Raw genomic sequence first — 25,773 nt, 5'->3', positions numbered from 1 at the left:
TTGATTGGAATACTTTATATTTTATGCTAAGCGTATGAATGGAAAAGCTATCACCAATATCACGATGCTCACTAGCTTACCCTTTAAAGAATATTCAAAAAAGCAGAGAGTAAAACTCTCTGCTTTTCGTTTTGCTTATTATAAATTAATAGCTTTTACTTCATCAATATTTTCAAGCTGTGCCACAAATGCTAAATCTTCATCTGTTACAACATTATCTATCGTTAACATCATAACCGCTGTCCCACCAACTTGGGCACGACCAACTTGCATAGTGGCGATATTGATCTCCTTTTCTGCAAGTTTAGTGGCTACACGACCAATGGCACCTGGTTTGTCAGTGTTTTTAATATATAGAAGATGACCTTGTGGAATAACGTCTACAACATAGTCCTCTACTTTGACGATACGTGCACCTAAGCCATTTAATAAGGTACCAGCTACGGTATGTGTTTCATTTGCAGTAATAATTTCAATTGTAATTAAACTTGTAAAGCCTTTAGCCGTTGTTGTTTTATGCTCGATAATTTTCATGCCAATACGCTCAGACAGATAGCGAGCATTGACATCATTCACATGATTACCGTGATTTTTAGCTAATAAACCTTTTAATGCATTTGAAGTTAATGGACGGACATCATAGTTTGCTACATCCCCAGCATAAGATAAGTTGATTTCTTTTACAGGCTCTGTTGTTACTTGTGATAAGAATGAACCAAGCTTTTCTGCTAATTCAAAGAAAGGCTCAACTTGTGCAAGAAGCTCTTTCGGAATAGATGGCATATTCACTGGATTTGTTACAGTACCTGTTTTATAAAATTTAATAATGTCATTTGATACATCAACAGCTACAGACTCTTGTGCTTCAATTGTAGATGCACCTAAGTGAGGTGTTGCGATTACTTGAGGTAAAGTAAGCAGCTTATGGTCTGTCGCTGGTTCAGATACGAATACATCTAGTGCAGCACCTGCTACTTTACCAGCTACAATAGCCTCATACAAATCGTCCTCATTAATAATACCGCCACGTGCACAGTTAATGATACGTACGCCATCTTTCATCATCGCAAACTTTTCTTTATTAATAAGATTACGTGTTTCAGGAAGAAGTGGTGTGTGTACAGTAATGAAATCAGCTGCTTCACAAATTTCTTCCACTGTCGCCTTTGTGACACCTAATTCTTTTGCACGCTCATCCGTTAGGAAAGGATCATATGCCATCACATTCATACGTTGACCTTTTGCACGGTAAGCAACTTCAACACCGATTCGGCCAAAGCCTACAACACCTAAAGTTTTGTTTTTTAGCTCTACTCCAACATAAGATTTACGGTCCCATTTCCCATTTTTTAATGTATTAAAAGCTTGTGGAATGTGACGTGCAAGTGATGTCATCATGGCGATTGTATGCTCAGCAGCTGAGTTTGTGTTACCATCTGGAGCATTGACAACGATAATACCATGCTCAGTGGCAGCAGCAAGGTCAATATTATCGACACCTACACCAGCACGACCAATTAATTTTAAGCTTTTTGCCGCTTCAATTACTTCACGTGTCACAGTAGTTTGTGAACGAACAAGTAACACGTCTACATCTGCAATTTTAGCGATTAATTCTTCTGGTGCTAGGCCAGTGTCTACGATAATGTTTAAATCTAAATCTTGTTCCTGGCGTAATGGGAAAATCCCATCCTCACTTAGTGGATCAGCGATAAATACGTTAATTGTTTTTGTGGCAGTAATCATTATAATTAGCTCCTTTTTAATAAATGTTAATAGTGGTTTTATCTACGATAGTCTGAAATTTGTAAAATTCTAACATCTTACAGCATGCAAACAATCTCCTTTCCGAATCGAAAGCAATATAAAAAGCCTTTCACGCCTTACAAACACAGTTATTGTGTTGTAAGGGGCGAAAGGCTACATAAACTTGGTTCGCGGTACCACCCTTAATCACTGCTAGAAAAACTTATTCTTGCAGTCTTAGCAATATGCGTAACGTGCATGAGACGGATAAGCTTACTTAAATGGTTCAGCTTAACTATTCAGGAGTGGAACTATTATCGTAGAAATCACTGATTTGCACCAACCATCAGCTCTCTTTGGATTTTCTTTCGACTAGTGTGTCTCCGTCGTTATATTTTTTATGATTAAATTTGTTAACATCATAATCCCTATTGTTCACCTTTGTCAATGATATTTCTAAAAAACTAAAAAAAAATTGACTTCAAAAGTCTGAAAAATACTAATATACGAACATTTTTAGTGTTATATTTTATTAATGTTCGTCTTTTAGGAGTGTACAATGAAAGCGTTAACGATATTTAAAAAGACTGATTGTATCAAGGTTCCATGAAGTTTATAGCGAAAATATTATATGGCAATTAAATGGGATTAATTAATTGTTCTATGTTAGAACTAGTTTGTTTCATGAAAGAAAACGAACATTTTGCCTTGTCACATTTTAGACAAAACTTTGAGTTTTAGAAGGTAAATAGACTATGAGAGAAGAATTTAAATTAAGGATGATTGATTTGGGGGTGTAGTAATGAAATACGATGTTGCAATAGTTGGTGCCGGACTGGCAGGCTTAGTGGCAGCCTGCGAGTTAGTCAATGCAAAGAAAAAAATACTTTTAGTAGATCAAGAGCCTGAAAATTCATTAGGGGGACAGGCATTTTGGTCTTTTGGTGGCATATTTTTAGTAAATTCTCCTGAACAAAGAAGGCTCGGCATTAAGGATAGTAAGGAGCTGGCATGGCAGGACTGGTTAGGGACAGCAGGCTTTGATCGTTTAGAAGATGAGGATTCCTGGGCATATAAATGGGCGAGGGCCTATGTCGATTTTGCTGCGGGTGAAAAATATGATTGGTTGAAGTCGAAGGGGATTAAATTTTTTCCTGTTGTTGGCTGGGCAGAACGGGGTGGTTCTCTAGCTGGTGGACACGGAAATTCTGTGCCGAGGTTTCATATTGTATGGGGAACAGGTCCAGGCATTGTTAAGCCATTTGTGGATAAAGTCAAAAAGGCCATAAAAGATGGCTATATTGAATTTAAACCACGACATCGTGTAGATGAATTTATTCAGCAAGACGGCAGGATTATGGGGATAAGTGGAACAGTACTAGCAGAAACCTTTATCAGTCGAGGGGAAAAAAGCTCAAGATTAGGAGTCGGAGAATTTTCGTATGAGGCTGCAGCCGTTATTGTGGCAAGTGGGGGTATCGGGGCGAATTTCGATTTAGTGAGAAAAAATTGGCCTGAACGATTAGGGACTCCTCCTAAGAATATGGTATGTGGTGTTCCTGCATATGTAGATGGAAGAATGCTGGAAATTACAGAGCATGCAGGGGGACGTATTGTGAATCGTGATCGTATGTGGCATTACACAGAAGGATTAAAAAATTGGGATCCGATTTGGCCTAATCATGGAATACGAATATTGCCAGGCCCCTCCTCCTTATGGTTTGATGCAGAAGGTAACCGATTTCATGCGCCTAATTTCCCTGGATTCGATACACTCAGTACACTAGAAACCATTCAAAAAACAGGCTATGACTATTCTTGGTTTATTTTAACAGAAAAAATTATTGAAAAAGAATTTGCTCTATCTGGCTCGGAACAAAATCCTGATTTAACAAACAAAAGCATTGGTGATGTTTTAAAAAGGATCATGCCCGGACCACCTGCTCCAATCCAAGCCTTTAAAAACCATGGTGAGGATTTTGTAATTGCAAATGATTTAAGAGAACTAGTAGATGGAATGAATAAACTAGCAGGCAATGATTTACTCGATTTTATGAAAATTAAAGAGCAAATTTTAGCAAGAGATCGAGAAATGGATAATAAGTTTACAAAAGATTTACAGGTGAACGCCATTCACGGTGCTAGAAATTATATTGGGGATAAGCTAGTACGTGTTGCTAAGCCACATAAAATATTAGACACTAAAAATTGGCCTTTAATTGCGGTACGATTAAATATTTTAACAAGAAAAACCTTAGGTGGCTTACAAACAAACTTAAATGGGGCAGTGTTAGGGATGGATGGTCAGCCTATTCCAGGACTATTTGCTGCTGGGGAAGTAAGTGGCTTCGGAGGCGGTGGTGTTCATGGCTACCGCGCTTTAGAAGGAACGTTTGTTGGTGGCTGTATATTTAGTGGTAGGCAGGTAGGACGTTTTTTAGCAGAAGTTTAATGCCAGTACAAAAAGAGCATCGTCATAAACGATGCTCTTTTTGCCGCCAAGTAATAGAGTGATGTCTATTATGAATTTGCGTTTTGGACATCTAAGATTTTAGCGATTTGGTCTTCGATTTGATTTACTGTCCAGCCATGCTCCTCAACGAAGAAGTTACGTTTGGCACGACGACATTCATCAGAACAGCTACGCATATAAAAGTCTTCATGCTTTTCTTCACATAGCATTAATTTATGGCATTCGGGGTTTGCACAGTTCGTATAACGTTCGGAAGGCTCACCTGTGAAATAATCTTTTCCGATAACGACATGCTCCACTTGATTGATTGGCACACTGCGACGACGATCAAAAACAAACATTTGCCCATCCCAGAGTTGACCTTTTACCTCGGAATCTTTTGCGTATGTGGCAATTCCACCATGTAATTGACCAACACTTTTTCCGTAGCCCTCACGTTTTAACCAACCAGAAAATTTTTCACAACGAATTCCACCTGTGCAGTAAGTCAAAATCTTTTTATCTACAAATTCTTCTTTATGTGTTTCCATCCATGCTGGTAAGTCACGGAAATTTTCAATATCCGGTCGAATAGCGCCTCTAAAATGACCAAGGTCGAATTCATAGTCATTCCGTGCATCGATAATGATCGTATTTTCTTCTTGCATTTGTTCCATAAATTCCTTAGGAGATAAATATTCCCCTGTTAGTTCTAAAGGATTAATATCATTTTCTAAACCTAAGTGAACGATCTCGCGGCGAGGGCGAACGTGCATTTTTTTGAAAGCATGCCCATCAGCTTCGTCAATTTTCCACATAATATCGCTAAATCGAGGATCTTCCTTCATATGATTCATGTAAGCGTCTGTTTGTTCAATAGTCCCTGAAACAGTTCCGTTAATTCCTTCATTACCAACTAAAATGCGGCCAAGAAGTCCGAGGTCTTGACATAAAGCTAAATGCTCTTCAGCAAATGCTATAGGGTCTTCAATCGTAACATATTTATAATAAAGTAATATACGATAGTCTTTATGCGTCAAAATGTGTAACCACCTTTATAACAATATTCGTCCTTTAATATAGCATAACCAAAGTGAATTTGTTTAGCGGAGAAGGAGTTTTATAAAATAACACGAATAGTACATAGTGAATGACTATTCATATTTGGGGGTAATGGAGATGGAATTTTCAACGATTACTTTAGAAATGTTAGATCGTCGTGCAACGTTAACTTTGAACCGTCCTCAGGCGATGAATGCGATGGATGACGTTATGATGCGAGAACTCGCTGAATGCTTTGAGGCTTTGCAACAGGAAAAAGATATACAAGTACTTGTTATTCGTGGAGAAGGGAAGGTTTTTTCTGCTGGAGGCGATATTAAGGCGATGCTTGATTCAAATAAGCCTTTAAATATTGATGAAGCGATGGTATATCTGACACGCATCGTTAAGGCCTATTATCAGCTACCAATGATCGTCATTGCGGCAGTTCATGGTGCATCGGCAGGACTTGGCTTTAGTTTAACACTAGGGGCAGATATTGTTGTGGCATGTGAAAAGAGTAAGCTAGCTATGAATTTCATAGGCATAGGACTCATTCCAGATGGAGGTGGTCACTTCTTTATGAAGGAACGTGTCGGTACGGTGAAAGCGAAACAAATGATTTGGGAAGGTAAGGTCCTTACAGCACAAGAAGCATTAGATGCAGGATTAATCGACTATATAGCCCCAGATGGTACTGTCTTTGCAATGGCAGATCAGCTTGTTGGTAAAATGCTTGCCTCACCTATTTCTTCTATGATTACAACAAAAAAAATTTTACACGCTCAAAATTTAGCACAGCTCGAAAATATCCTTGCAATGGAAGCGGAAGGTCAATCAACTATGCGTAAATCGACAGATCATTTAGAAGGAATTCATGCCTTTGTAGAGAAAAGAACACCTGTCTTTGTAGGGAAATAAAAATAAGAAAAGGCATGTAGATATCCTACATGCCTTTTCTCAATTATTAAACATGGAATAAAATTAATTTACCTGAAGCGTTTACAAGACGATGAGTTTTGTTGGCAACACCTTTTTCTTCAATTTGTTGTTGGCCATTTAATTTAGCAGCATCATCATTTTCAAATGTCCATGTTTCATCAAACAATGTTTCCCCTGTTTTTTCGAAAGCTGTGAAACGGTAATTCTCCATACAAACCCCACCCTTTTATTTAAATATATATCTATTATACATAGAAGATTTATAAACTTCACGGTAAAACTAGTAAACTATTTGATAAATTACGAAAATTGTGGAAAAAGTAAGTCGACACTTTTTTTTAAGCATTACCATTTTTCATAAATAGGGAAGTATGATAAAATAGAACAAATATTCGGTTTTGTAATCATATGACTGCTTTGGTTGGTAGTTTGTAGTAACTAACTGAGGTGGGAATTATCTATAGTTGGGGTGATTGGATGTCAGCAATTCGTTTTTTCCATATGGCAGATTTACATTTAGATAGTCCATTTAAGGGTTTATTTGGCTTACCTGAACACATTTTGAAGGAGATTCGAACAAGTACGTTTGATGCTTTTGAAAAAATTATTCAAAAGGCCATTCAGGAGCAGCCCGACTTTTTATTAATAGTCGGAGATATTTACGATGGTGAAAATCGCAGTTTACAAGCCCAAAGGAAATTTCAAGAGGCAATGGAGAAACTTTTTCAACACAATATTCCTGTAATTATTAGCTATGGTAACCATGATCATTTAAAAGGAACCTGGACACGTTTTTCTTTACCAAGCAATGTCTATGAATTACCGGCTGAGACGAGTGTTGTCCAGTTGAAAATCCGTGGTCAGGAAGTTTGTATATACGGCTTCAGCTATAGTGAACGCCACTTAAAGGAGTCGGTTATTGATACTTATCCAATCGCTCAAGACTCTCATGCAATTCATATTGGCATGTTACATGGCAGTGAGGCTAGCGATACTTCACACGCCTTATATGCTCCATTTACAAAACAGCAGCTACTTGAAAGGAATTATCATTATTGGGCGTTGGGGCATATTCATAAACGACAGCTCTTACATGAAAATCCTCCAATCGTTTATCCAGGCAATATTCAAAGCCGTCATCGTAAAGAACAAGGAATTAAAGGTTGCTATGATGTAACTTTATCGCAAACAGCATGTGAACTTGATTTTATTCCTACCTCCGCCATTGTTTATAACACGATAGAGGTGGATTGTACGAATATCGTCCATGCTAATGAATTACTTAAAAGATGCGAGGAAGCAATTGCTGTCAATAGAACTTCATTGGGAGCGGCGGTAGTGGAGCTTTATTTAAAAAATATTGATGAGCAAACAGAGGCCTTGTTTGAGCATGCGACGGTGGACGCATGGCTGGAGACCATACGAGAGGCAGAAGAAGGGATTGAGCCAATGTGCTGGGTACAAAAAATGGTGTTACAAAAACCTTCGATTCAAGGTGAATATTCTGCTGCTACGCAATCAGTCGTAAGTTTAATGGAGCAATGGGATAGTACTGACTGGAAGGATATACTAAAAGACTTATACCAGTATGCTGGTGGCGCTAGGCTGATCGAGCCTTTATCTGAAAAGGATATAAAGAATTTAACGCACAACGCACAGTCACTATTGGCGGAAGAAATTCAAAGGGCGTGATGCACATGCTAACAATCAAAAAACTACAAATTTATGGCTTTGGTAAGCATGAAAACCTGACAATTCCCTTAAATGAAGGCGTTACAATTTTTTATGGATTAAATGAGGCAGGAAAAACAACGATTCAGCAATTTGTTTTACAGATGCTTTTTGGCTTTCCAACAAGGCAGCAGACACAGCGCAAATATGAACCAAAAGTATCGACGAAGTTTGGTGGTCAACTGACACTATTACACCCTATTTATGGTTCATGCATTATTGAGCGTGTGAAAGGCAAGGCTGCAGGTGATGTTACTGTTTATCTTGAAGATGGTACAACGGGACAGGAGGAGCTGTTAGCTAAGCTTTTATATGGCTATTCTAGAGCATCCTTTGAATCTATTTTTTCCTTTTCATTGCATGAGCTTCAAGGCATTGAAAAAATGTCAGAGGAGGAATTAACACATCTTCTCCTCTCCTCTGGTACAACAGGTATCCAGCACCTGTCTGCTCTTGAGAAAAAAATGGATAAAGAGGCGAACGAGTTATTTAAGAAAACAGGTAAAGTTCCAGTAATTAATCAAAAAATTGAGCAGTTAAAGCAATTGGAGCGAACGATTAGACTCGAGCAAGGTAAGATCCAAACATTTGAGGATAAATTACAACAATTGCAACTCCTTGAGCAAAACCTAGAGAAACTTTATGACACACAAAAAAAGCAACAACAGCAATGGCAATACTTAACGGTTCAAAAGCAGGCCTTGCCTCTTATCAAGCAACAACAGATGTTGCAGCAAGCATTAGGGGATGATCAATATGTTCAATTTCCAGCAGAAGGAGTAAGACGATATGAACAAGCAAAGGACCGTCTTTTACACGAAAGTCAGCAGTTGCTGCAATTAAAAGAACAATATCAATTGCTACAGGACAAAGTGCTAGCTACTGTGAATGAGCAAACCGTAATTGAAATGGGCCGCCTTATGCAAAAGGAGGCAACATGGCATCAGTTGATCGTGAAGGAGAAAAACTTACGAGATGATCTCTTTATGCTGGAGCAAGAAATTGATACGCAGTTTCGTTTATTAGGTGTGCAAGAAAAAGAGGCACAGAACATTCTCCTTGGAGAAACAGTATCCTTACAGCAGGAACAGCAATTTCAACAGCAATTAAAAAAGCTGGAGGAGGCGGAGGATGAGCTAAAGTTTCATTTACGTTCGCTAGAGCAAATCCATCAAGAATTAGACGCCATAACGCAACAAAAGCAAAGGCTAAAGCAGGAGTCATTAACAAAGGAAGAAGAACATATTTTAGCACAGTGGCCTCAACAAAAGCGGAGGCTTGAGCAATTGCGTGCTGCCAAATCACAACGGACTAAACAAAGGCAGCCTAATTATTTTTCTTGGATGATTTTATTAATTGGTTTATTGTCATTTGTTTATGGGGTTATTCAAAAAAATGTGGCGGTGGCCATTATTGGTGTAGTTTTGATAATCATAACAATATTGTTGATGAAGGTTGTTAGACAAGCCACAGAGGCTCCCAATAAAGAAAATAGTCACCTCTTACGACAATTAGAGCAAGATGAAATGACTGTACAAACTATACGCCTAAAAAAACAAAGATTGGAAGATCGCTGGTTACATGTCAATGACCAGCAAAGCGAGAAGGAGCAGCAGTATGCCCAATTGGAATATAAAATTCAGCAAGCAGAGTTAGAGAGTGAAGAAACTACGCAGTCATTGCAGCAATTTTTAAAACGCTATCGCTTACAAGGTACGATCGCTAGAACGTTAATGCCAGAATTATTTATGCGCATACGAAATGTGCAAGAACTGGCGGTTAAAAGGGACGGGTCCATTAGCCTTTTGCAAGAAATTCAGGATGAAAAGAACGGCCTTTATGAACAGCTTCAACAAGTACTAAATGAAATTTATAATGAACATGAAATATATATGTATTTGCGCACAGCCTACCTGGAAGCGCAGCAACAGCAACAGCAAGTACAGCAAGCACAAGCGCAGCTAGCTGACATCAAGATTAAACTACAAAGTGGACAAATACGAATAGATCGTTATACCGCTGATATGACGCAGCTATTGAACGAAGCACAGGTGCAAAACGAACGAGATTATTATGAGAGATATGAGCAATTTGAGCAGCAGAGAAAGATTACGACAGAGCTTCAAACGATTCAGGCTCAACTAGCCTCGTTGAATTTATCTGAATACGATGAGTTAATAGAGGACTCTGTTGTAGAGAATATGCGTGTTTTAGAGCAGGAGCAAACTTCTTTGCAAGTGGATATAGACCGATGTCTTGAACATCGGGCTGCCTTGCAAATTGAAAAGGAACAGTTATTAAATGACGAAAAATATGGCCAAATGCTTCAACAGTTTGAACAGGAAAAATCGGAGTTACAGCAGTTGATTGAGCATTGGGCAACGAAAAAAGCCGTGGCGACTGCTATTCATGAAACATTATTTCGTCTTCGAGAAGAAAAATTACCACATGTTTTATCGAAGGTTAATGCGATATTCCAATTACTTACTGGAGGGCGCTACGATCAACTTACGATTCATGAAGAGGGCTACTTTATTGCGAAAGATGTGGCAGGAATTCGTTATCAAATGGTTGAATTATCACAGGCAACAAAGGAGCAAGCCTACATGGCATTACGTATGGCACTTGCGCAAACGTTGATGACCTCTGCGCCATTCCCGATTATTATGGATGATCCGTTTGTCCATTTTGATCGAAACCGTACAGACAAAATGGTACAATTAATGAAAGAAGTAGGATATGAACGTCAAATTTTATATTTTACTTGCCATGACGAAATGCTCAAACATTGGCCGAAAGAGCAAATTATTGATGTAGGAGCACTAGCAAATGAAAGGGGAGTGGCGTCAACATGAAAGGAATTACAACGCTCCAGGTTGGAGAAGCAGTTGATCAATTTTTATTAATTAAACAAGCGACAAAAGGAGTTACTACTGTTGGGAAGCCATTTATGTCGCTTATATTACAAGATAAAAGTGGAGATATTGAGGCAAAGCTTTGGGATACAAATGAGGATCATGAAAAGATGTATCATGCTGAAGCCATTGTACGTGTCGGTGGAGAAATTCACGACTACAGAGGGAAAAATCAATTGCGCATCAAAGCCATTCGTGTGGCAAAGCCAGAAGAAGGAATTGCCATTCATGATTTAGTACCCTCCTCTGCAACACCGAAGGAACAACTATTTGAAGAGTTGAATCAATTTTTCTTTGATATTAAAAATCCAAATATTTCACGTATGACGAGAGCAGCCATTAAAAAACATCAGGATGACATATTAGTTTTTCCAGCGGCAACTAAAAATCATCATGATTATGCTTCTGGCCTATTAGATCATATGGTGTCCATGTTAAAACTAGGTAAAGCCATTGCTGATTTATATCCGACTCTTAATCGAGACCTGTTATATGCGGGTATTATTTTGCACGATATTGGAAAAGTTGTGGAGCTGTCAGGACCAGTTGCCACGACATATACAGTGGAGGGCAACCTGTTAGGACATATTACGATAATGGTGAATGAAATTGCTAAGATTGCTAGTGAGCTAGAAATTGAAGGTGAAGAAGTGATGCTTTTACAGCATATGGTATTATCTCACCACGGTAAGGAAGAGTGGGGTAGTCCTAAAAAGCCGATGGTTCAAGAAGCAGAAATTTTACATTATATTGATAACATCGATGCTAAGATGAATATGCTGACTAGAGCCTTAGGTAAAACGGCACCTGGTGAATTTACAGAGCGACTATTCCCTCTGGATAACCGATCGTTTTATAAGCCAACATTTTAATCATTCAACACATTATTTGTGAAATTTTTATTTCTAAATAACTGTGTGGGCGAACTTTTATATAAGTCTAATTATATACTGTGGAATTTCAGTACCTATCCATTGTACCAATACTGTATTTATTTTAGAATAGAGGAAGAATTTATAGGAATGGGGAAAAACAATGGATAAAGAGGGACTTGTTTCACGTAAAATAAAGTTTTGGAAAAGTTTGATTTTCAAAATGATACTAGCGATTGGTATCAGTTTATTTATTAGCTCACATATTTCAGAATTCGTTAGCCAACAAATCGAAAAGGTAGTGGAGTTAAATGGTAGCGCAGGTGTTGCCATTAATACATTTATTTCGCTATTTATCGGGACAGTAATTATTTCTTTATGTACAAGATATATCGTCTTAAAGCGTGTAAAGCGTGTGTTAAAAGCAATGACGCAAGCTGCGGATGGCGATTTAACAGTACGTATAGATGATAAATTGAAAGATGAAATTGGTCAATTATCGACTGAATTTAATCATATGTTAGAGCAAATCGGCTCAGTTATTGAAAAGGCGAATAAAGCATCTACGGATGTCTCTGCTTATACAAATGAATTTACTACGATTACAGAGCAAAGTAGTAACACAGTTGAAACCATCTCTGTTGCAATTCGAGAAATTGCCGCTAGTGCGGAAGGTCAATTGGAGCAAATGGACTTATTATCTGATTCTGCTAACTTAATTTCCAAGGATATGGATTATGCTTCATCCGCAGTACAGGCAGTTGCGGATATAGCGAATGAAACGAACCAAAAGGCTGATTTAGGATTACAGTTAATTGAACAAACGATTGGAAAAATGAATACTATTAATGAATCTGTTCACCAATCAACAGAGGTTGTCAATGCATTAGGGGAAAAATCGAAGGAAATTAGTACAATTGTAGCACTCATTACAAGCATTACGGATCAAACAAATTTACTTGCATTGAATGCTTCCATTGAGGCAGCACGAGCAGGAGAAGCAGGAAAAGGATTTGCGGTTGTCGCCGATGAAGTAAGAAAACTAGCTGAGGAATCTGGGAAGGCTGCTGACGATATTAGAACATTAGTAGATGATATCTTAAGCCAAACATCAAGCGCAGTTTATGCTATTAATAGTGGTACACAATTTGTAGAGGAAGGGCGAGAGGCTGTTGAACAAACAGGCGGTGCCTTTAAAAATATTGTAGAATATCTCCAACAAATTAGCCATCGTACAAAGGAAGTTACGGATATAGTATTGCGTGTAAATGAGAAGGCGAGCCAGACCGATTATGCAACGAAAGAAATTGTAGGTATTGCAAATAGCACCTCTTCAGGTATACAGCATATCGCGCTCTCTATTGAGCAGCAAACGGCTTCTAACGAGGAAATCGCAAGTGCTGCGAATGTACTTCAGACGATGTCGAATGACTTACAAGCCGAAATAAGCCAATTTAAAGTAAAATAGCAAAAGAGAAAGGGAGCATCTGTATGATAAGATGCTCCCTTTATTTGAGGATATTGCTCCTTTAATGGAAAAGGTCAATCATCCTCATTATTTAGATTCTTTATCTGTATCTTCTGCTTTGTCGCTAGATTCTTCCTTAGAAGCATTTTCTTCTGCTTTTTTAGCTGCTTCTTCAGCTGCCTTAGCTTGTTCTTCACTTGTTGTAGTAAAGAATTCTAGGGAATCTTTTAAATCCTTATCAGAAGTTTTAACTTTTGCATCTTTTGCCATTTTCGCAACGATGTCTTTTAGAATAGTTTGCGCTTCACCTGTTTGGTTCAGTTTGCTTAACATCGATGTACGAATTTTTTCTTCTTCATCTTTAAATGCACCAACATCTTTCACGTCACGCTTGTCCGTAATTTCGATTACGTGATAACCGAAGCTAGACTTTACTGGCTCACTTAAAGTGTTTAATTCAAGTGCATAAGCAGCATCGTTAAACTCATCAACCATTGAACCAACAGAGAACCAACCAAGCTCTCCACCATTTTGTGCAGAAGCTGTATCTGTAGAGTACTCTTTTGCTACATCAGCAAATTTAGCGCCACCTTTAATTTTCTCAATGGCTTCTTTGGCTGTTTTTTCATCTGCTACTAAAATATGACGACCATTTAATTCTGTTTTCATTTGCTCGTAGTATTTTTTTACATCTTCTTCTTTAATAGCTTGATCTTTTAAAGCTTTTTCTTGAAGAAGTTGAACGCGTAAAGAATCTTTAAAGCCTTGTTCTGTTAAGCCACTTTCAGCAAGTGCTTGTGCAAAACCATCACCAAATTGTGAAGCTGTAGTATCATAAGCTTCTTTAAGTTCTTTATCTGTTACTTCATATTTGTCAGACAATACTTTTTCAGTCACCATTTGTTGTAATACATATGAGCCTGTTAAAGATTTGGCTTTTTCATTAAAGTCAGCAACTGAAATATCGCCAACTTTAGAAGTAACGATTGCTTTGCTATCTCCGCCGCTACACGCACCAAGCGCTAAAACAGAAGCAGCTAAAGTTAAAGATAAAACTGTCTTTTTCATAGTGGATATTCTCTCCTAACATGGTTTCGTCCATTTTTTACTATAACATAAACGTTTTAAAAACAAAATGGTTCCCCCTTGAGTATTGCCTATATTTCAATTTTTGAAGCGCATAGGATATAGAAAAGAAAGGGGGTGAAGTTATGGGCAACGGAGGATACGGTGGCGGTGGCTACGGCTCAGGCTTTGCTTTATTAGTTGTGTTATTTATTTTATTAATTATCGTTGGTGCAGCGTTCCTATACTAATTAATAAAACAGTGAAAAGCTAAGAGCTCCATTAACTCTTAGCTTTTCTTAACAGTGTTAGACATTCACGCCGCATGCTAGAGATCCAAGCCATTAGTAATGGTTTGAGCAAGTTGTTTTATGGGGACTCAACTTATCTTGTCGTATGCGGATGTGAATGTAATTTACTTTTCAATTGTTATACTGCATATAAAATTTCAATATAAAATGAGACAAGTAAAATGGTAATAAGTATATTTATAGTTCGGAATATTTTTGGCTGGTTTTCTTCGGGAATTTCACGTCGCATACATAGAGCATATGTCATACGGTTAATTTGAAATAAATAGAATACCGAGAATAGAACTACAATCATTAATAGCAAGTCTATTCCTCCCCTCTTTCAATAGTAATAGCATAACAAAGAACGCCATTAAAAAACAAGTACAAGCAATTTAGTGAACAGTTGGTGGAACTAAAATTTCATAGCCCTTTGGTGTTTCTTCAATTTGTGAGTTTTTTGGCGAATTCAATAAATATTTCACGTAAAGTATATCAATCAAACATAGACTACAATGATACGCTAACAGCAAAGTACCGTAATGTGTGTATGCTGGTAGTAGCCAAGTACCTATTATAATACTAGTATTAAGAACGATAAAAGGCGTAAGAAGTGCTAGTATATAACGGTTTTTGGATAAAGGCTCACGAATACGCATGTGTAATACTGGTATTAGATAAAATTGCGTACGGACTCGCAATTTAAGATGCTGGCGTAAATCGTAAAGAGCGAGAAAGTGTAAAAACTTGTGAACCGGATAAAGTGTTAATACAGCTATTACAAAGAGCCAGAATAAACGATCTGTATAATGCTCTTCATTGAATAAATTAAACGTCACATACGATACTGAAAAAACGGATAAGAAAGTAATAACACCCATTATAATAATACGCGTAGTGCCGTAATGATGTTCAAGATTTAAAATTTTCCAACAATGCATGGTTTATTATCAACTCCGAAAATAGGAAGTGTCCTATTTAATGTAAATTGAATTGTCTTAGAATGCAAGAGAAAGGAGGTACTTCAGAAATATTTCTGAAATACCTCCTTTCACATGATTTATTTCTAAATGAACAGCTAGAATCCAGAGGAAAATATCTGTACGATAGCCTTATTTTATCCCTTTACAGTTGGACGTTCTTCAAGCGTGTCAAAGGAATCACGGAAATGCTGGAAGGAGCGTTCAAAAATATCGATGAAATCCTCACCATAAATATTTCGTATGACAGCCATTACGTCTAAAAAGTCTGGAAAACGGCCGTATAAGTCTTTTAAGGCCAATGATCCTTCTAATACAGAATGATAAGTATTATGGTAGTTTTTATTCATCTCTACAATAAGCTCTGTACCAGCTTCAGTTAGCTCAACATACGTATTACGCTTATCATCATCTCGCTTCGAAAATTTAAGGAAGCCTCGCTCTTCTAATTTTTTGGAGAAGTTAAATGCTGTTGATACATGCATGACTCCGAACTTTGCTACATCAGAAATAGAGGCTCCCTTTAAATGATAGGAAATCCACAAAATATGGTGTTCATTAATATTTAAATCATATGGTTTAATCCATTGTTGCCAATCTTTTTCAACCGCTTTCCATAGTGCTTTCGATAATTGCGCGATTCTTTGACTATAAAGCATTGCTTCTTTTTGTGTGTATAATTCCTCTGACAAAACCATCACCTACTGCTTTCTTTCACATTTTTAAAAATATTATAGCAGTAAAGAAAAAAAGTTTAAAGTTAGAAAAATTAAAAAATTGAAAAGTGGTTAAAAAATAATATTATAGCAATAGTTTTTGATGAAAAAATAGATTAATTAGCATCTAAAGAGGACTTTAGTCGCTAATTTTTTCCTGCGGTTTTTTCTTGTTTTCTGTGAATTGTGCAATGTTTTTCTCGATTTCGCTTATCGAATTCTGTAAAGCATCTAATTCTTGTTGCAAATTATTTTTATTTGGCTCTATTTCTTCTGTAAAAGTCGTAATTGTTTGTTTTAAATCATTTATTATTTGTGGGATATTATTTTTAACTTCGTTTGTTAATGTATTGACAGAATGTTTCACAGTCCCTACTTGTTGTTTAACATCAAGGAGCATACCTTTTGTTTGGTCTGCATTTTGTTTTAATGTTGTGCGTAACTGCTGGCCTGATTGTGGGGTTGAGAACAGCACAGCAACTGTTCCACCAATAATACCTGTTGCTAGTCCAATTAAGAATGGTTTTGCTTTCATATTATCTACCTCATTTCTTGTCATGATTAACTACTATTAAACCATGAATTGCATGAATACAAAAAGAAAAAGAAACTGAGCAAGTGATAGAGCATCACCGTTCAGTTTCTTTCGATTATTTTAAAGTTAGTATTTATGAAATCTGAGAAATGGCAGTCACAAATTTAGAGCGCTTTACTAATTTTGCAACAATAGGGTAAATAATAGCAAAAGCAACGACATTAAATGCTACCGCTGGAAGGACAACCCCAATAAAGAGCATCGCAAACGTTGCACCTACATTTGCATTGAAAACAAAAAGTGCCACTGCTAAAAAGACCGTACCTGATAGTATAGTACCTAAACCAACTAAAACTGCAGAGACAGCGAAACTATTTGCTATCTTTTTTAGAACAATTACAGCAGCTAAAAACACAAAGCCTGTTACAGCTTTATCGATAATGTTTGGAACTAGACCGGCAGGAAATGTTGTGAACAAACCTGAAAGTACACCTGTTGCTATCGAAAGTAAAAACGTTTCTTTCACTGTAGGAAACAATAAAATGCCAATAAACATCATTGTTAACATGAAATCGGGTTTCATGCCGTTAATCATTCCTGGTGTAACGACATATAGTGCCGCACCGATCCCAACTAAAAGTGCCATTAATACTAAATTCTTTGTATTCATTTTTTATCTCTCCTCGACTAAGCTAATCTATTAGTTTCCCAACGTGTCCTCTTGACCGTTAGCGAAACTTATTTGTGATTGTACGCTAAAATTTTTATATTTGCAATACAGTATGTGGGTTATTAAAATGTTAATATATGACAAAAGTCGTTATAGGTTGGCTTTAATACTTTCTGCCACTTCAGCCAATTGTTCTGGTGAATATTTTTGTGTTTGCCAAACTAAACCTAAGCCTTCTTTTTCGTCATAACGCGGAATAAAATGTAGATGATAGTGGAACACAGTTTGTCCAGCCGCTGCCCCATTATTATTAATCGTATTCAAACCGATTGGCTCAAACGCTGCCTTAATGGCATTCGCAATTTTCGGTGCCGCAGCATATAAGTTGCGTGCAACATCCTCTGGCATTTCGTATAGATCCTGGCAGTGATGCTTTGGAATTAGTAAAGTATGACCTTTTGCAACTGGTGAAATGTCTGTAAATGCATAGACATGATCGTCTTCATAAACTTTTGTACTTGGAATGGATCCATCGATAATTTTGCAAAATAAGCAATCGCTCATGAGAATTTCCCCCTTATCGTATATGTAAATTCATTCTATCATACTCAAACCTGTATCATTTGCTAATTTTTGATAAAATATAAAACAAGAAGAGGAGTGAGGTTATGTCAGTATTAGAGGTACAGCATGTGACAGGTGGATATACAAGAAAACCTGTTATTAAAGATTTATCTTTTACTATTGAAAAAGGAGAGCTTGTTGGCTTAATTGGCTTGAATGGGGCCGGTAAAAGTACAACGATTAAACATATAATAGGAACAATGTTGCCAAAAGAAGGGGATATTTACCTTAATGGGGTAACGTTAAAGGAAGATACGGACAAGTATCGTACAGCCTTTTCTTATATCCCTGAAACCCCTGTGCTTTACGATGAGCTAACATTGAGGGAACATTTAGAATTAACAGCGATGGCTTACGGTATTGATAAGGCAACTCTAGATGCTCGTTCTGAAGTACTTTTAAAGGAATTCCGGATGGAGAAAAGATTAAACTGGTTCCCATCACATTTTTCAAAGGGAATGCGTCAAAAGGTTATGATTATGTGTGCCTTTCTAGTGAATCCTAGTCTGTATATTATAGATGAGCCTTTTGTGGGGTTAGATCCACTCGGAATTCAATCATTATTAGATCAAATGGATGAGAAGAAAAAAGAAGGTGCTTCCATATTAATGTCTACGCATATTCTATCGACTGCCGAAAAGCATTGTGATCGAATTATATTATTGCACGAAGGAAGAGTTCGAGCGCAAGGAACGATGGCAGATTTGCGACAAACATTTGCGATGCCCAATGCAACATTGGACGATCTATATATTGCAATGACAAAGGAGCGGGACCATGAAGAACTTGCGTGATGTATGGTCCTCTCGCTTTATGCATTATATCGGAGAAGTACAAAAATATATGCAATTTATTTTTACAGGACATATTGCCATTGTACTTGTATTTCTAATTGGAGCAGGAGGCTACCAATATAGTGAATGGTTGAAAGTTGTACAGTCAGATTTCCCAGCTGAAACACTTATTGCTGTTTTTATAGGCGTCTTATTGGCCTTTAGTCGGCCTACTACGCTATTGAGAGAGCCAGACCAAGTGTACCTATTGCCCCTTGAATCAAAAATGTCGCTGTATTTTAGCAAGGCATTAGCTTGGACATTTTGGTCTCAGGTTTGGATTGTAGCAATCGTCTACATTGTTAGTATTCCGCTATTAAAAGCAGTGACGGATTTAACAACGGCTGACATTTGGTCGATATTCCTACTTGTGATTGTGCTGAAATATATAAGTGTACGAGGAGAATTCAGCTATCGATATAGTGAACGCGGTCAAATGGTTTGGGTGGACAGGCTGATCCGAGCAATAATATTTGCTGCCGCTGTTTTTATGGGGCTGCAAGCTCAGTTGCTCCTATCAATTGTTGCTACAGTCATAAGTGTTATTTATATTATTGTCTTTAGAAAAAAATCTGCAGGAGAACCAGTACCTTACGAACATTTTGTAAAGCTTGAGCAAAATCGAATGATGAGCTTTTACCGTTTCGCAAATTATTTTACAGATGTACCCCATTTACATGGAAGCATCCGACGTCGAGGCTGGATGGACTGGCTCTATAAATTCGTTCCATATGGTAAAAATAACGCTCAAAAGTATTTAGTATTTCGCACCTTTGTCCGTACAGATGATCATTTTTATTTATGGCTTCGTCTTACGGCCATTTCAGCAGTGATTGCAGCATTTGTAGACATTCCAATTGTTACATGGATTGTTGCCGCGGCACTAAGCTTTGCAACGACTATCCAATTAAAACAGGCATTACTTTCAAGTGGGGAATTCCGCATGGACATGCTGTTTCCGTTGCCGGATAATGCTCGTCAACTAGCTGTGAAGCAAATTGTACGTCTAGCTATGATTACACAAGCGATCATCGTAGGATTATGTGCGATTACACAGCCGATGTTTTATATTGTAGTTGTCATTGTTTTAGTAATTAGTGAATTGACTGCGAAGGTATCTAAATAATGAAAAGCTCATTTTCCCAGCCTGTGCTGAGAAGATGAGCTTTTATTTGTTGTAGATCTATTCTGTATCCTCTTTTGGCATAGCACTATAAGTTGTAACGTAGGACGCTGCCGAGAAGATGTTCTGCTGATTTACACCACTAGAATCATCTCTTTTTGCATGTGCGTTTTCAAAGGCTTTAGAGCTTTTCCATGCTTCGAATGAATGTGGTCCATGCCACTGAGTCATAACAATATAAGTGTCATCCTTGATGGGACGAAGTAATCTGTAGGACTCAAAGCCCGGCTCATCCTCAATGGCATGTGAACGTTGTAAAAAGCGATGCTCGAAAACAGGGCGTCCTTCATCTGTTACGGGAATATTATTAAGAACAAAGAATCCATGTTCTTCTAGCTCATTTACCGAATCTAACACTTCAAATTTGCGAGGTGTGGCAAAAACAGATTTCCCTTCTGTTTCATGAATTAACACGGAATTTCCCTCTCCGTGAATTAAGATCATATGCTCATTTGGATACTTATTTTTCAGTTGTTCTAAAAAATCACCAGTACCAGAAGTTAAATAAATATTCATCAATTTATCCTCCTCATGAATCTTACTAATTATAGCGTGATTATACCCTTTTCAGCATAAGTCTAACGCTTTGTCCAAAAAGAATCTGTCTAGAATGAACAATTTTATGACATTTCACTAGGAAAACTATACAATAACAGAGGAAGCGTTTACTATTGGAAACGGATATCAATAATAAAGGAATAAATAATACATTTTTTTCTTGACTCAGCAAATGTTTTTTGTACATAAATCGAAGTATAAGATACAGAAAACTCTTTCCACTATAGAGAGTGGTGAACCCACTGATTCAAGATAAAGCCTCTGGTCGATATTGCAGATTTTGAAGAGAAGAGTAAAGAGCAAGGAATCTGGACACAATTACGCCAGGGCGTATGGATAGTAATGAATTTATCGAGGGGAAGGAATTATTCATGACAACTTTTAACGATACACTTCTGCGTGCTGCTCGTGGAGAAAAAACCACACACACGCCAGTATGGTATATGCGTCAAGCAGGACGTTCTCAGGCAGAATATCGTGCCATCAAAGAAAAATATTCATTAGAGGAAATTACACATCAACCTGAGCTATGTGCATATGTCACTCGTCTACCTGTAGAAAATTACAATGTTGATGCAGCTATACTATACAAAGATATTGTTACACCTCTTCCTGGAATTGGCGTAGATGTAAAAATTAAAGCAGGTATTGGTCCTGTTATTTCTAATCCAATTCGTTCAGTTGCAGATGTTGATAATTTAGGTGAATTCAACGCTAAAGAGCATACACCATTTGTATTAGAGACTATTAAAATCTTGACAGAAGAGCAATTGAATGTCCCGTTGATTGGTTTTGCTGGAGCACCATTTACACTTGCCAGCTATATGATTGAAGGTGGTCCTTCTAAAAACTATAACAAAACAAAATCATTTATGGTGTCAGAACCACAAGCTTGGTTTGCATTAATGGATAAACTGGCTGACATGATTATTGCAGATGTCACTGCCCAAATTAAAGCTGGTGCAAAAGCGATCCAAGTATTTGATTCTTGGGTGGGCGCTTTAAATGTGGAAGATTACCGTGTATTTATAAAACCAATTATGACGCGAATTTTTGCGGAATTACAAAAAGAAAATGTACCATTGATTCAATTTGGTGTCGGGGCAAGTCATTTAGCGAAGGAATGGAATGATTTACCGATTGATGTTGTCGGCTTAGACTGGCGCTTACCGATAAAAGAAGCACGCGCGAATGGTATTACAAAACCAGTCCAAGGTAACCTAGATCCATCACTTTTATTGGCTGATTGGTCAGTCATTGAAAAACGAGCTAAGGATATTATCGATCAAGGTTTAGAAATGCCGGGTCATATCTTTAACCTAGGTCATGGTGTTTTCCCAGAGGTTGATCCAGAGGTCTTAAAGCGTTTAACGACACTTATTCATGAATATAGTGCACAACAAATTCAAGCTCGTTCTTAAAAAGCGGATTCAAATGTGAAATATGTCCTTTTCTATGTACGAAATTTTTATCATAGAAAGGGAGCTGTCCAACATCATAGATTGGACAGCTTCTTTTTATCACATAATGTATAAAAACATAAAACAATTTTAGAGGTGAAAAGGGTAATGAAAGAAGTTAAAGGCTTATTGGTAATGGCATATGGAACACCTTATAAAGAAGAGGATATTGAACCTTACTATACACATATTCGTCATGGTCGCAAACCTTCGGAAGAGCATTTAGAAGATTTACGTAGTCGCTATGAAGCAATCGGAGGCTTATCTCCTTTAGCAGCAGCAACACAGGCACAAGCTGAAGCGTTATGTGCACGTTTAAATGAAGTTCAGGATGCTGTAGAATATAAATTGTTTATTGGTTTAAAGCATATTCATCCATTTATTGAAGACGCAATAGAGCAAATGGTCGCAGAGGGCATCAAAGAAGCGGTATCAATTGTTTTAGCTCCTCATTTCTCAACATTCTCTATTAAATCTTATAATGGCCGTGCTGTGGAAGCAGCAGGAGATCGCTTAACGATTACATCCGTAGAATCTTGGTATGATGAACCTAAATTTATTGAGTATTGGAAACAACAAGTTAATGATACATTTAAGTCAATGTCTGAAGAAGAACGTGAAACAGCATGCTTAATCGTTTCAGCTCATTCACTTCCTGAAAAAATTAAAGATTTAGGTGACCCTTATGAGGATCAATTAATTGAAACAGCCCGACTTATTCAAGAGGCAACTGGATTGAAAAACGTTGAGGTCGGCTGGCAATCAGCAGGACAGACACCAGAGCCTTGGATTGGTCCAGATGTTCAAGACTTAACACGTGAGCTTTATGAGGAAAAAGGCTTCCGTTCATTTGTTTATACGCCAGTAGGTTTTGTAACAGAGCATTTAGAAGTGTTATATGATAATGATTTTGAATGTAAAGTTGTTTGTGATGAACTAGGCGCAAAATATTATCGTCCGTCGATGCCAAATACACATCCTTTATTTATTGATGCGATGGTCGATGCGATTTATAAAAAATTAAGCTAAGCGAAAAGAAAGTGATGATGTTGGTGACTCAGAAAAGACGAAAGGTAGTTGTTGTAGGCGGTGGTATTACGGGCCTTACAGCTGCGTTCTATATGCAAAAACAAGCAAGCACAAAAGAATTGCCATTAGATATCGTACTTGTCGAGTCGTCATTACGTCTTGGCGGAAAAATTCAAACACTAAGAAAAGATGGTTTTATTATTGAGCGTGGGCCAGAATCTTTTTTTGACCGTGAAAATTATGTAAATGCTTTAGCAAAGGATCTCGGTATCGAACAAAAAATCATGACGAGTAACGCAGGACCTAACTATGTTGCTTTCGGAAGCCAGTTATACCCAATCCCAAGCCATCTTTTATCAGGTGAAACGCCACATATCTCATCATTTATTACATCAGGCTTGTTTTCACTAAGCGGTAAAGTTCGTGCGGCAGGTGATTTTTTTATCCCACGCTCAGCACAAGACGATGATCAACCATTGGGGGCATTTTTTAGAAGAAGGTTTGGCGCAGAGGTTGTTGAAAATCTAGTGGAGCCTTTACTAGCAGGGACATTTGCAGGGGATATTGAGCAATTAAGTATGAGCTCAACTTTCCCACAGCTTTATCATCTAGAGCAAAAATATCGTAGCTTATTAGTAGGGATGAAAAAGGCTGGAACAAATTTCTTGAGTAATGATTTTATTGATGAAAATAAAGGGATATTTCAAACCTTTAGTAATGGGCTTGAAACATTAATCGAAAGTATTGAGGAATCTCTACTTCCGGGGACAGTGATGAAAGGTGTCAAGGTCGAAGAAATTGAGCATGGAAAAGATGGGTCTGTACATGTAATGCTAAACAATTTCTCACATATTAAAGCGGATGCGGTCATTATTGCTACACCCTTTAATATGGCGGATAAGATGTTCAGTAAGTATAATTTATTAAATGAACTAGGGACAATGAAAGCTGCAACTATCGCAACCGTTACAATGGCATTTAAAAAGGAGCAGCTTGGTGAGTTAGACGCGCTATCATTTTATGTCTCTCGAAATAGTGATTTTTCAATCACTTCATGTACGTGGATGAATCGAAAATGGCCGGGTACCTCACCTGATGGTTATGTGTTATTACGTAGTTATATTGGTCGAGTGGGTGACGAGGCGATTGTAGCATTATCAGATACTGAGATTGAAAAAACAGTGCTACAGGATTTAAATAAAACTATCGGTATAAATGGAGAACCGATAACGACTGTAGTCACACGCTGGAAAAATGCGATGCCACAATACACCGTTGGACATGAGGCGAAGGTCCAACGCATAAAGCAGGAATTACGAGAACATTTTCCAACTGTAAAATTGGCAGGCAGCTCATTCGAAGGAATATCCATCCCAGAATGTGTGCAACAAGGTAAACATGTTGCCGATGAAGTGTTGGCGGAAATTTTTTGTTAGTAGAAGCACGATAGTACAAACATTATGTTTGTACTATTTTTTTATTGACGTAAGTTCAAAAGAAGACAAAAAAGAAATAGCAAACTAACTATTTCATAGTTTGCTATTTCTACATCTATACATCCAAATTTTCTAGATAACCTAGTTCTAAGAAATTCGATGACATGACCAAACGATACCACCAGAGTTTGCTCCACCTAGTGTAAGAGAGATAGTCAATCCATTGGCTTCATAGAACAAGTCAATCGTATCTCCAGCATTTAAATTCACTTCTCCTGCTAAAGTGATTGTGCCATTTCCAAGAACTGCTCGTAAAGTTAATACAAGTGCCACATTGACGTTTAGTACAGGGAACAAGCCACTAATTAAATTTGTAGTAGCATTTTGCCTAATTGCAAATGAAGGGTTTATTCCTGCTCCTAAAGTAACACTAATGGCCGCAGTAGTGGAGTAGTTAATAGTTGCTTCAAAGGAATATCTACCTGTAGTTGGTACAGTGAATATACCAGTTGTTGGATTGAATGCAGGTGTTGTAAAGTACGGTGACGCGACACTCCAGTTAGTGATTGAGGTAGATCCACTAACAACCAACGTGTTTTTAAAGGCAGAGAATCCTTCAGTAAACGCAGGTCCAGTAGCACCAGTTACACCAGTAGTTCCAGTAGCACCAGTTACACCAGTAGTTCCAGTAGCCCCAGTCACACCAGTAGTTCCAGTAGCCCCAGTTACACCAGTAGTTCCAGTAGAACCGGTAGCCCCAGTCACACCAGTAGTTCCAGTCGCGCCAGTAGCTCCTGTAATACCTGTAGCGCCAGTTATACCCGTAGCGCCAGTAGAACCTGTAGCACCAGTAGTTCCAGTAACACCCGTAGCTCCGGTAACGCCAGTAGAGCCAGTAGAGCCAGTAGAACCGGTAGCCCCAGTTACACCAGTAGTTCCAGTAACACCAGTAGCTCCGGTAACGCCAGTAGAGCCAGTAGCTCCGATATCACCAGTAGCCCCAGTCACACCAGTAGCCCCAGTCACACCAGTAGTTCCAGTAGCCCCAGTTACACCAGTAGTTCCAGTAGCCCCAGTCACACCAGTAGTTCCAGTAGCCCCAGTAGCTCCGGTAACGCCAGTAGCTCCGATATCACCAGTAGCCCCAGTCACACCAGTAGTTCCAGTAACACCCGTAGCTCCGGTAACGCCAGTAGAGCCAGTAGAGCCAGTAGAACCGGTAGCCCC

Annotated in this window: 23 protein-coding genes, 1 pseudogene and 1 other annotated feature; of the genes and pseudogenes, 12 read left to right on the top strand and 12 right to left on the bottom strand. The window is 38.0% G+C overall.

Annotated features, from left to right (window positions below; genetic code table 11):
* Window positions 1-138: 138 nt before the first annotated feature.
* Window positions 139-1,746, bottom strand: a complete 1,608-nt coding sequence (serA, locus tag KVT27_RS21055; protein ID WP_036120363.1) for a phosphoglycerate dehydrogenase — start codon at window positions 1,744-1,746, stop codon at window positions 139-141.
* Window positions 1,747-1,905: 159 nt separating this feature from the next.
* Window positions 1,906-2,145 (bottom strand) — a binding site (T-box leader).
* 403 nt (window positions 2,146-2,548) lie between these two features.
* Here serA and KVT27_RS21050 point away from each other — a divergent pair.
* Complete coding sequence (locus KVT27_RS21050; protein ID WP_217581886.1) at window positions 2,549-4,198, top strand: FAD-binding dehydrogenase; 1,650 nt, start codon at window positions 2,549-2,551, stop codon at window positions 4,196-4,198.
* A 68-nt stretch (window positions 4,199-4,266) separates the two neighbouring features.
* Here the strand turns inward: KVT27_RS21050 and trhO are convergent, their stop codons facing one another.
* A complete protein-coding gene (gene trhO / locus KVT27_RS21045) occupies window positions 4,267-5,238 on the bottom strand; it encodes an oxygen-dependent tRNA uridine(34) hydroxylase TrhO (protein WP_036120357.1) in 972 nt (323 codons plus the stop codon).
* A 139-nt stretch (window positions 5,239-5,377) separates the two neighbouring features.
* Here trhO and KVT27_RS21040 point away from each other — a divergent pair, with 139 nt between their 5' ends.
* Complete coding sequence (locus KVT27_RS21040) at window positions 5,378-6,160, top strand: enoyl-CoA hydratase (protein WP_036120354.1); 783 nt, start codon at window positions 5,378-5,380, stop codon at window positions 6,158-6,160.
* A 46-nt stretch (window positions 6,161-6,206) separates the two neighbouring features.
* On the opposite strand, the gene KVT27_RS21035 is transcribed toward KVT27_RS21040, so the two are convergent.
* Window positions 6,207-6,392, bottom strand: coding sequence for a YhzD family protein (locus KVT27_RS21035; protein WP_036120351.1), 186 nt, complete (start codon window positions 6,390-6,392; stop codon window positions 6,207-6,209).
* 266 nt (window positions 6,393-6,658) lie between these two features.
* On the opposite strand from KVT27_RS21035, the gene KVT27_RS21030 reads away from it, so the two are divergent.
* The 4 genes from KVT27_RS21030 to KVT27_RS21015 all read left to right on the top strand — a co-directional run bounded on the left by KVT27_RS21030 (window position 6,659) and on the right by KVT27_RS21015 (window position 13,167).
* Window positions 6,659-7,873: a metallophosphoesterase family protein gene (locus tag KVT27_RS21030; protein WP_036147030.1), complete on the top strand. Its 1,215-nt coding sequence runs from the start codon at window positions 6,659-6,661 to the stop codon at window positions 7,871-7,873.
* Between the two features lie 5 nt (window positions 7,874-7,878).
* Window positions 7,879-10,767, top strand: a complete 2,889-nt coding sequence (locus KVT27_RS21025; protein WP_254636225.1) for an ATP-binding protein — start codon at window positions 7,879-7,881, stop codon at window positions 10,765-10,767.
* Complete coding sequence (yhaM, locus tag KVT27_RS21020) at window positions 10,764-11,699, top strand: 3'-5' exoribonuclease YhaM (protein ID WP_217581884.1); 936 nt, start codon at window positions 10,764-10,766, stop codon at window positions 11,697-11,699. The genes KVT27_RS21025 and yhaM overlap by 4 nt, the downstream gene beginning before the upstream one ends.
* A gap of 163 nt (window positions 11,700-11,862) precedes the next feature.
* Window positions 11,863-13,167 carry a methyl-accepting chemotaxis protein gene (locus tag KVT27_RS21015; RefSeq protein WP_036147026.1) on the top strand — a complete coding sequence of 435 codons (1,305 nt, stop codon included), beginning with the start codon at window positions 11,863-11,865 and terminating at the stop codon, window positions 13,165-13,167.
* Window positions 13,168-13,254: 87 nt separating this feature from the next.
* On the opposite strand, the gene KVT27_RS21010 is transcribed toward KVT27_RS21015, so the two are convergent.
* The gene (locus KVT27_RS21010; protein ID WP_036120336.1) at window positions 13,255-14,235 is read right to left on the bottom strand and encodes a peptidylprolyl isomerase; all 981 of its coding nucleotides are present in this window, start codon (window positions 14,233-14,235) and stop codon (window positions 13,255-13,257) included.
* A gap of 143 nt (window positions 14,236-14,378) precedes the next feature.
* Between KVT27_RS21010 and KVT27_RS21005 the strand changes: the two genes are divergently transcribed.
* Window positions 14,379-14,483 carry a YjcZ family sporulation protein gene (locus KVT27_RS21005; RefSeq protein WP_004230765.1) on the top strand — a complete coding sequence of 35 codons (105 nt, stop codon included), beginning with the start codon at window positions 14,379-14,381 and terminating at the stop codon, window positions 14,481-14,483.
* Window positions 14,484-14,661: 178 nt separating this feature from the next.
* On the opposite strand, the gene KVT27_RS21000 is transcribed toward KVT27_RS21005, so the two are convergent.
* From KVT27_RS21000 to KVT27_RS20975, 6 genes are all read right to left on the bottom strand, one after another.
* The gene (locus KVT27_RS21000) at window positions 14,662-14,847 is read right to left on the bottom strand and encodes a hypothetical protein (protein ID WP_008173337.1); all 186 of its coding nucleotides are present in this window, start codon (window positions 14,845-14,847) and stop codon (window positions 14,662-14,664) included.
* Between the two features lie 70 nt (window positions 14,848-14,917).
* On the bottom strand, window positions 14,918-15,463 hold the full coding sequence (locus KVT27_RS20995; RefSeq protein ID WP_036120334.1) for a DUF3267 domain-containing protein: 546 nt from the start codon (window positions 15,461-15,463) through the stop codon (window positions 14,918-14,920).
* A gap of 176 nt (window positions 15,464-15,639) precedes the next feature.
* Window positions 15,640-16,200 (bottom strand): HTH-type transcriptional regulator Hpr, encoded by a 561-nt coding sequence (locus KVT27_RS20990; protein ID WP_008173331.1) that lies wholly within the window; start codon window positions 16,198-16,200, stop codon window positions 15,640-15,642.
* A gap of 157 nt (window positions 16,201-16,357) precedes the next feature.
* A complete protein-coding gene (locus KVT27_RS20985) occupies window positions 16,358-16,753 on the bottom strand; it encodes a YtxH domain-containing protein (protein ID WP_025117254.1) in 396 nt (131 codons plus the stop codon).
* 133 nt (window positions 16,754-16,886) lie between these two features.
* Entirely contained in the window at window positions 16,887-17,423 is a 537-nt protein-coding gene (locus KVT27_RS20980) for a tryptophan transporter (protein ID WP_217581883.1), read from the bottom strand.
* 150 nt (window positions 17,424-17,573) lie between these two features.
* Window positions 17,574-17,987 (bottom strand): HIT family protein, encoded by a 414-nt coding sequence (locus KVT27_RS20975; protein ID WP_036120324.1) that lies wholly within the window; start codon window positions 17,985-17,987, stop codon window positions 17,574-17,576.
* A 104-nt stretch (window positions 17,988-18,091) separates the two neighbouring features.
* Between KVT27_RS20975 and KVT27_RS20970 the strand changes: the two genes are divergently transcribed.
* Together KVT27_RS20970 and KVT27_RS20965 are read left to right on the top strand one after the other, a co-directional pair.
* On the top strand, window positions 18,092-18,841 hold the full coding sequence (locus tag KVT27_RS20970) for an ABC transporter ATP-binding protein (RefSeq protein WP_008173321.1): 750 nt from the start codon (window positions 18,092-18,094) through the stop codon (window positions 18,839-18,841).
* Window positions 18,825-20,006, top strand: a complete 1,182-nt coding sequence (locus KVT27_RS20965; protein WP_217581882.1) for an ABC transporter permease — start codon at window positions 18,825-18,827, stop codon at window positions 20,004-20,006. The genes KVT27_RS20970 and KVT27_RS20965 overlap by 17 nt, the downstream gene beginning before the upstream one ends.
* A 57-nt stretch (window positions 20,007-20,063) precedes the next feature.
* Here KVT27_RS20965 and KVT27_RS20960 read toward each other — a convergent pair whose 3' ends face one another.
* Window positions 20,064-20,579 carry an antibiotic biosynthesis monooxygenase family protein gene (locus tag KVT27_RS20960; protein WP_036120315.1) on the bottom strand — a complete coding sequence of 172 codons (516 nt, stop codon included), beginning with the start codon at window positions 20,577-20,579 and terminating at the stop codon, window positions 20,064-20,066.
* 413 nt (window positions 20,580-20,992) lie between these two features.
* On the opposite strand from KVT27_RS20960, the gene hemE reads away from it, so the two are divergent.
* The 3 genes from hemE to hemY all read left to right on the top strand — a co-directional run bounded on the left by hemE (window position 20,993) and on the right by hemY (window position 24,546).
* A complete protein-coding gene (gene hemE, locus KVT27_RS20955; protein ID WP_036120312.1) occupies window positions 20,993-22,042 on the top strand; it encodes a uroporphyrinogen decarboxylase in 1,050 nt (349 codons plus the stop codon).
* Between the two features lie 147 nt (window positions 22,043-22,189).
* On the top strand, window positions 22,190-23,110 hold the full coding sequence (gene hemH / locus KVT27_RS20950) for a ferrochelatase (RefSeq protein WP_036147018.1): 921 nt from the start codon (window positions 22,190-22,192) through the stop codon (window positions 23,108-23,110).
* A gap of 14 nt (window positions 23,111-23,124) precedes the next feature.
* Complete coding sequence (gene hemY, locus KVT27_RS20945) at window positions 23,125-24,546, top strand: protoporphyrinogen oxidase (protein WP_217581881.1); 1,422 nt, start codon at window positions 23,125-23,127, stop codon at window positions 24,544-24,546.
* 147 nt (window positions 24,547-24,693) lie between these two features.
* On the opposite strand, the pseudogene KVT27_RS20940 reads toward hemY, so the two are convergent.
* Window positions 24,694-25,773 (bottom strand): annotated as a pseudogene (locus KVT27_RS20940) (collagen-like protein); the annotation flags it as partial.

Source organism: Lysinibacillus sp. GbtcB16 (genome assembly GCF_019091145.1).
GTDB classification, from domain to species: Bacteria; Bacillota; Bacilli; order Bacillales_A; family Planococcaceae; genus Lysinibacillus; species Lysinibacillus fusiformis.
This window is presented reverse-complemented; position numbering and strand designations above follow the sequence as displayed.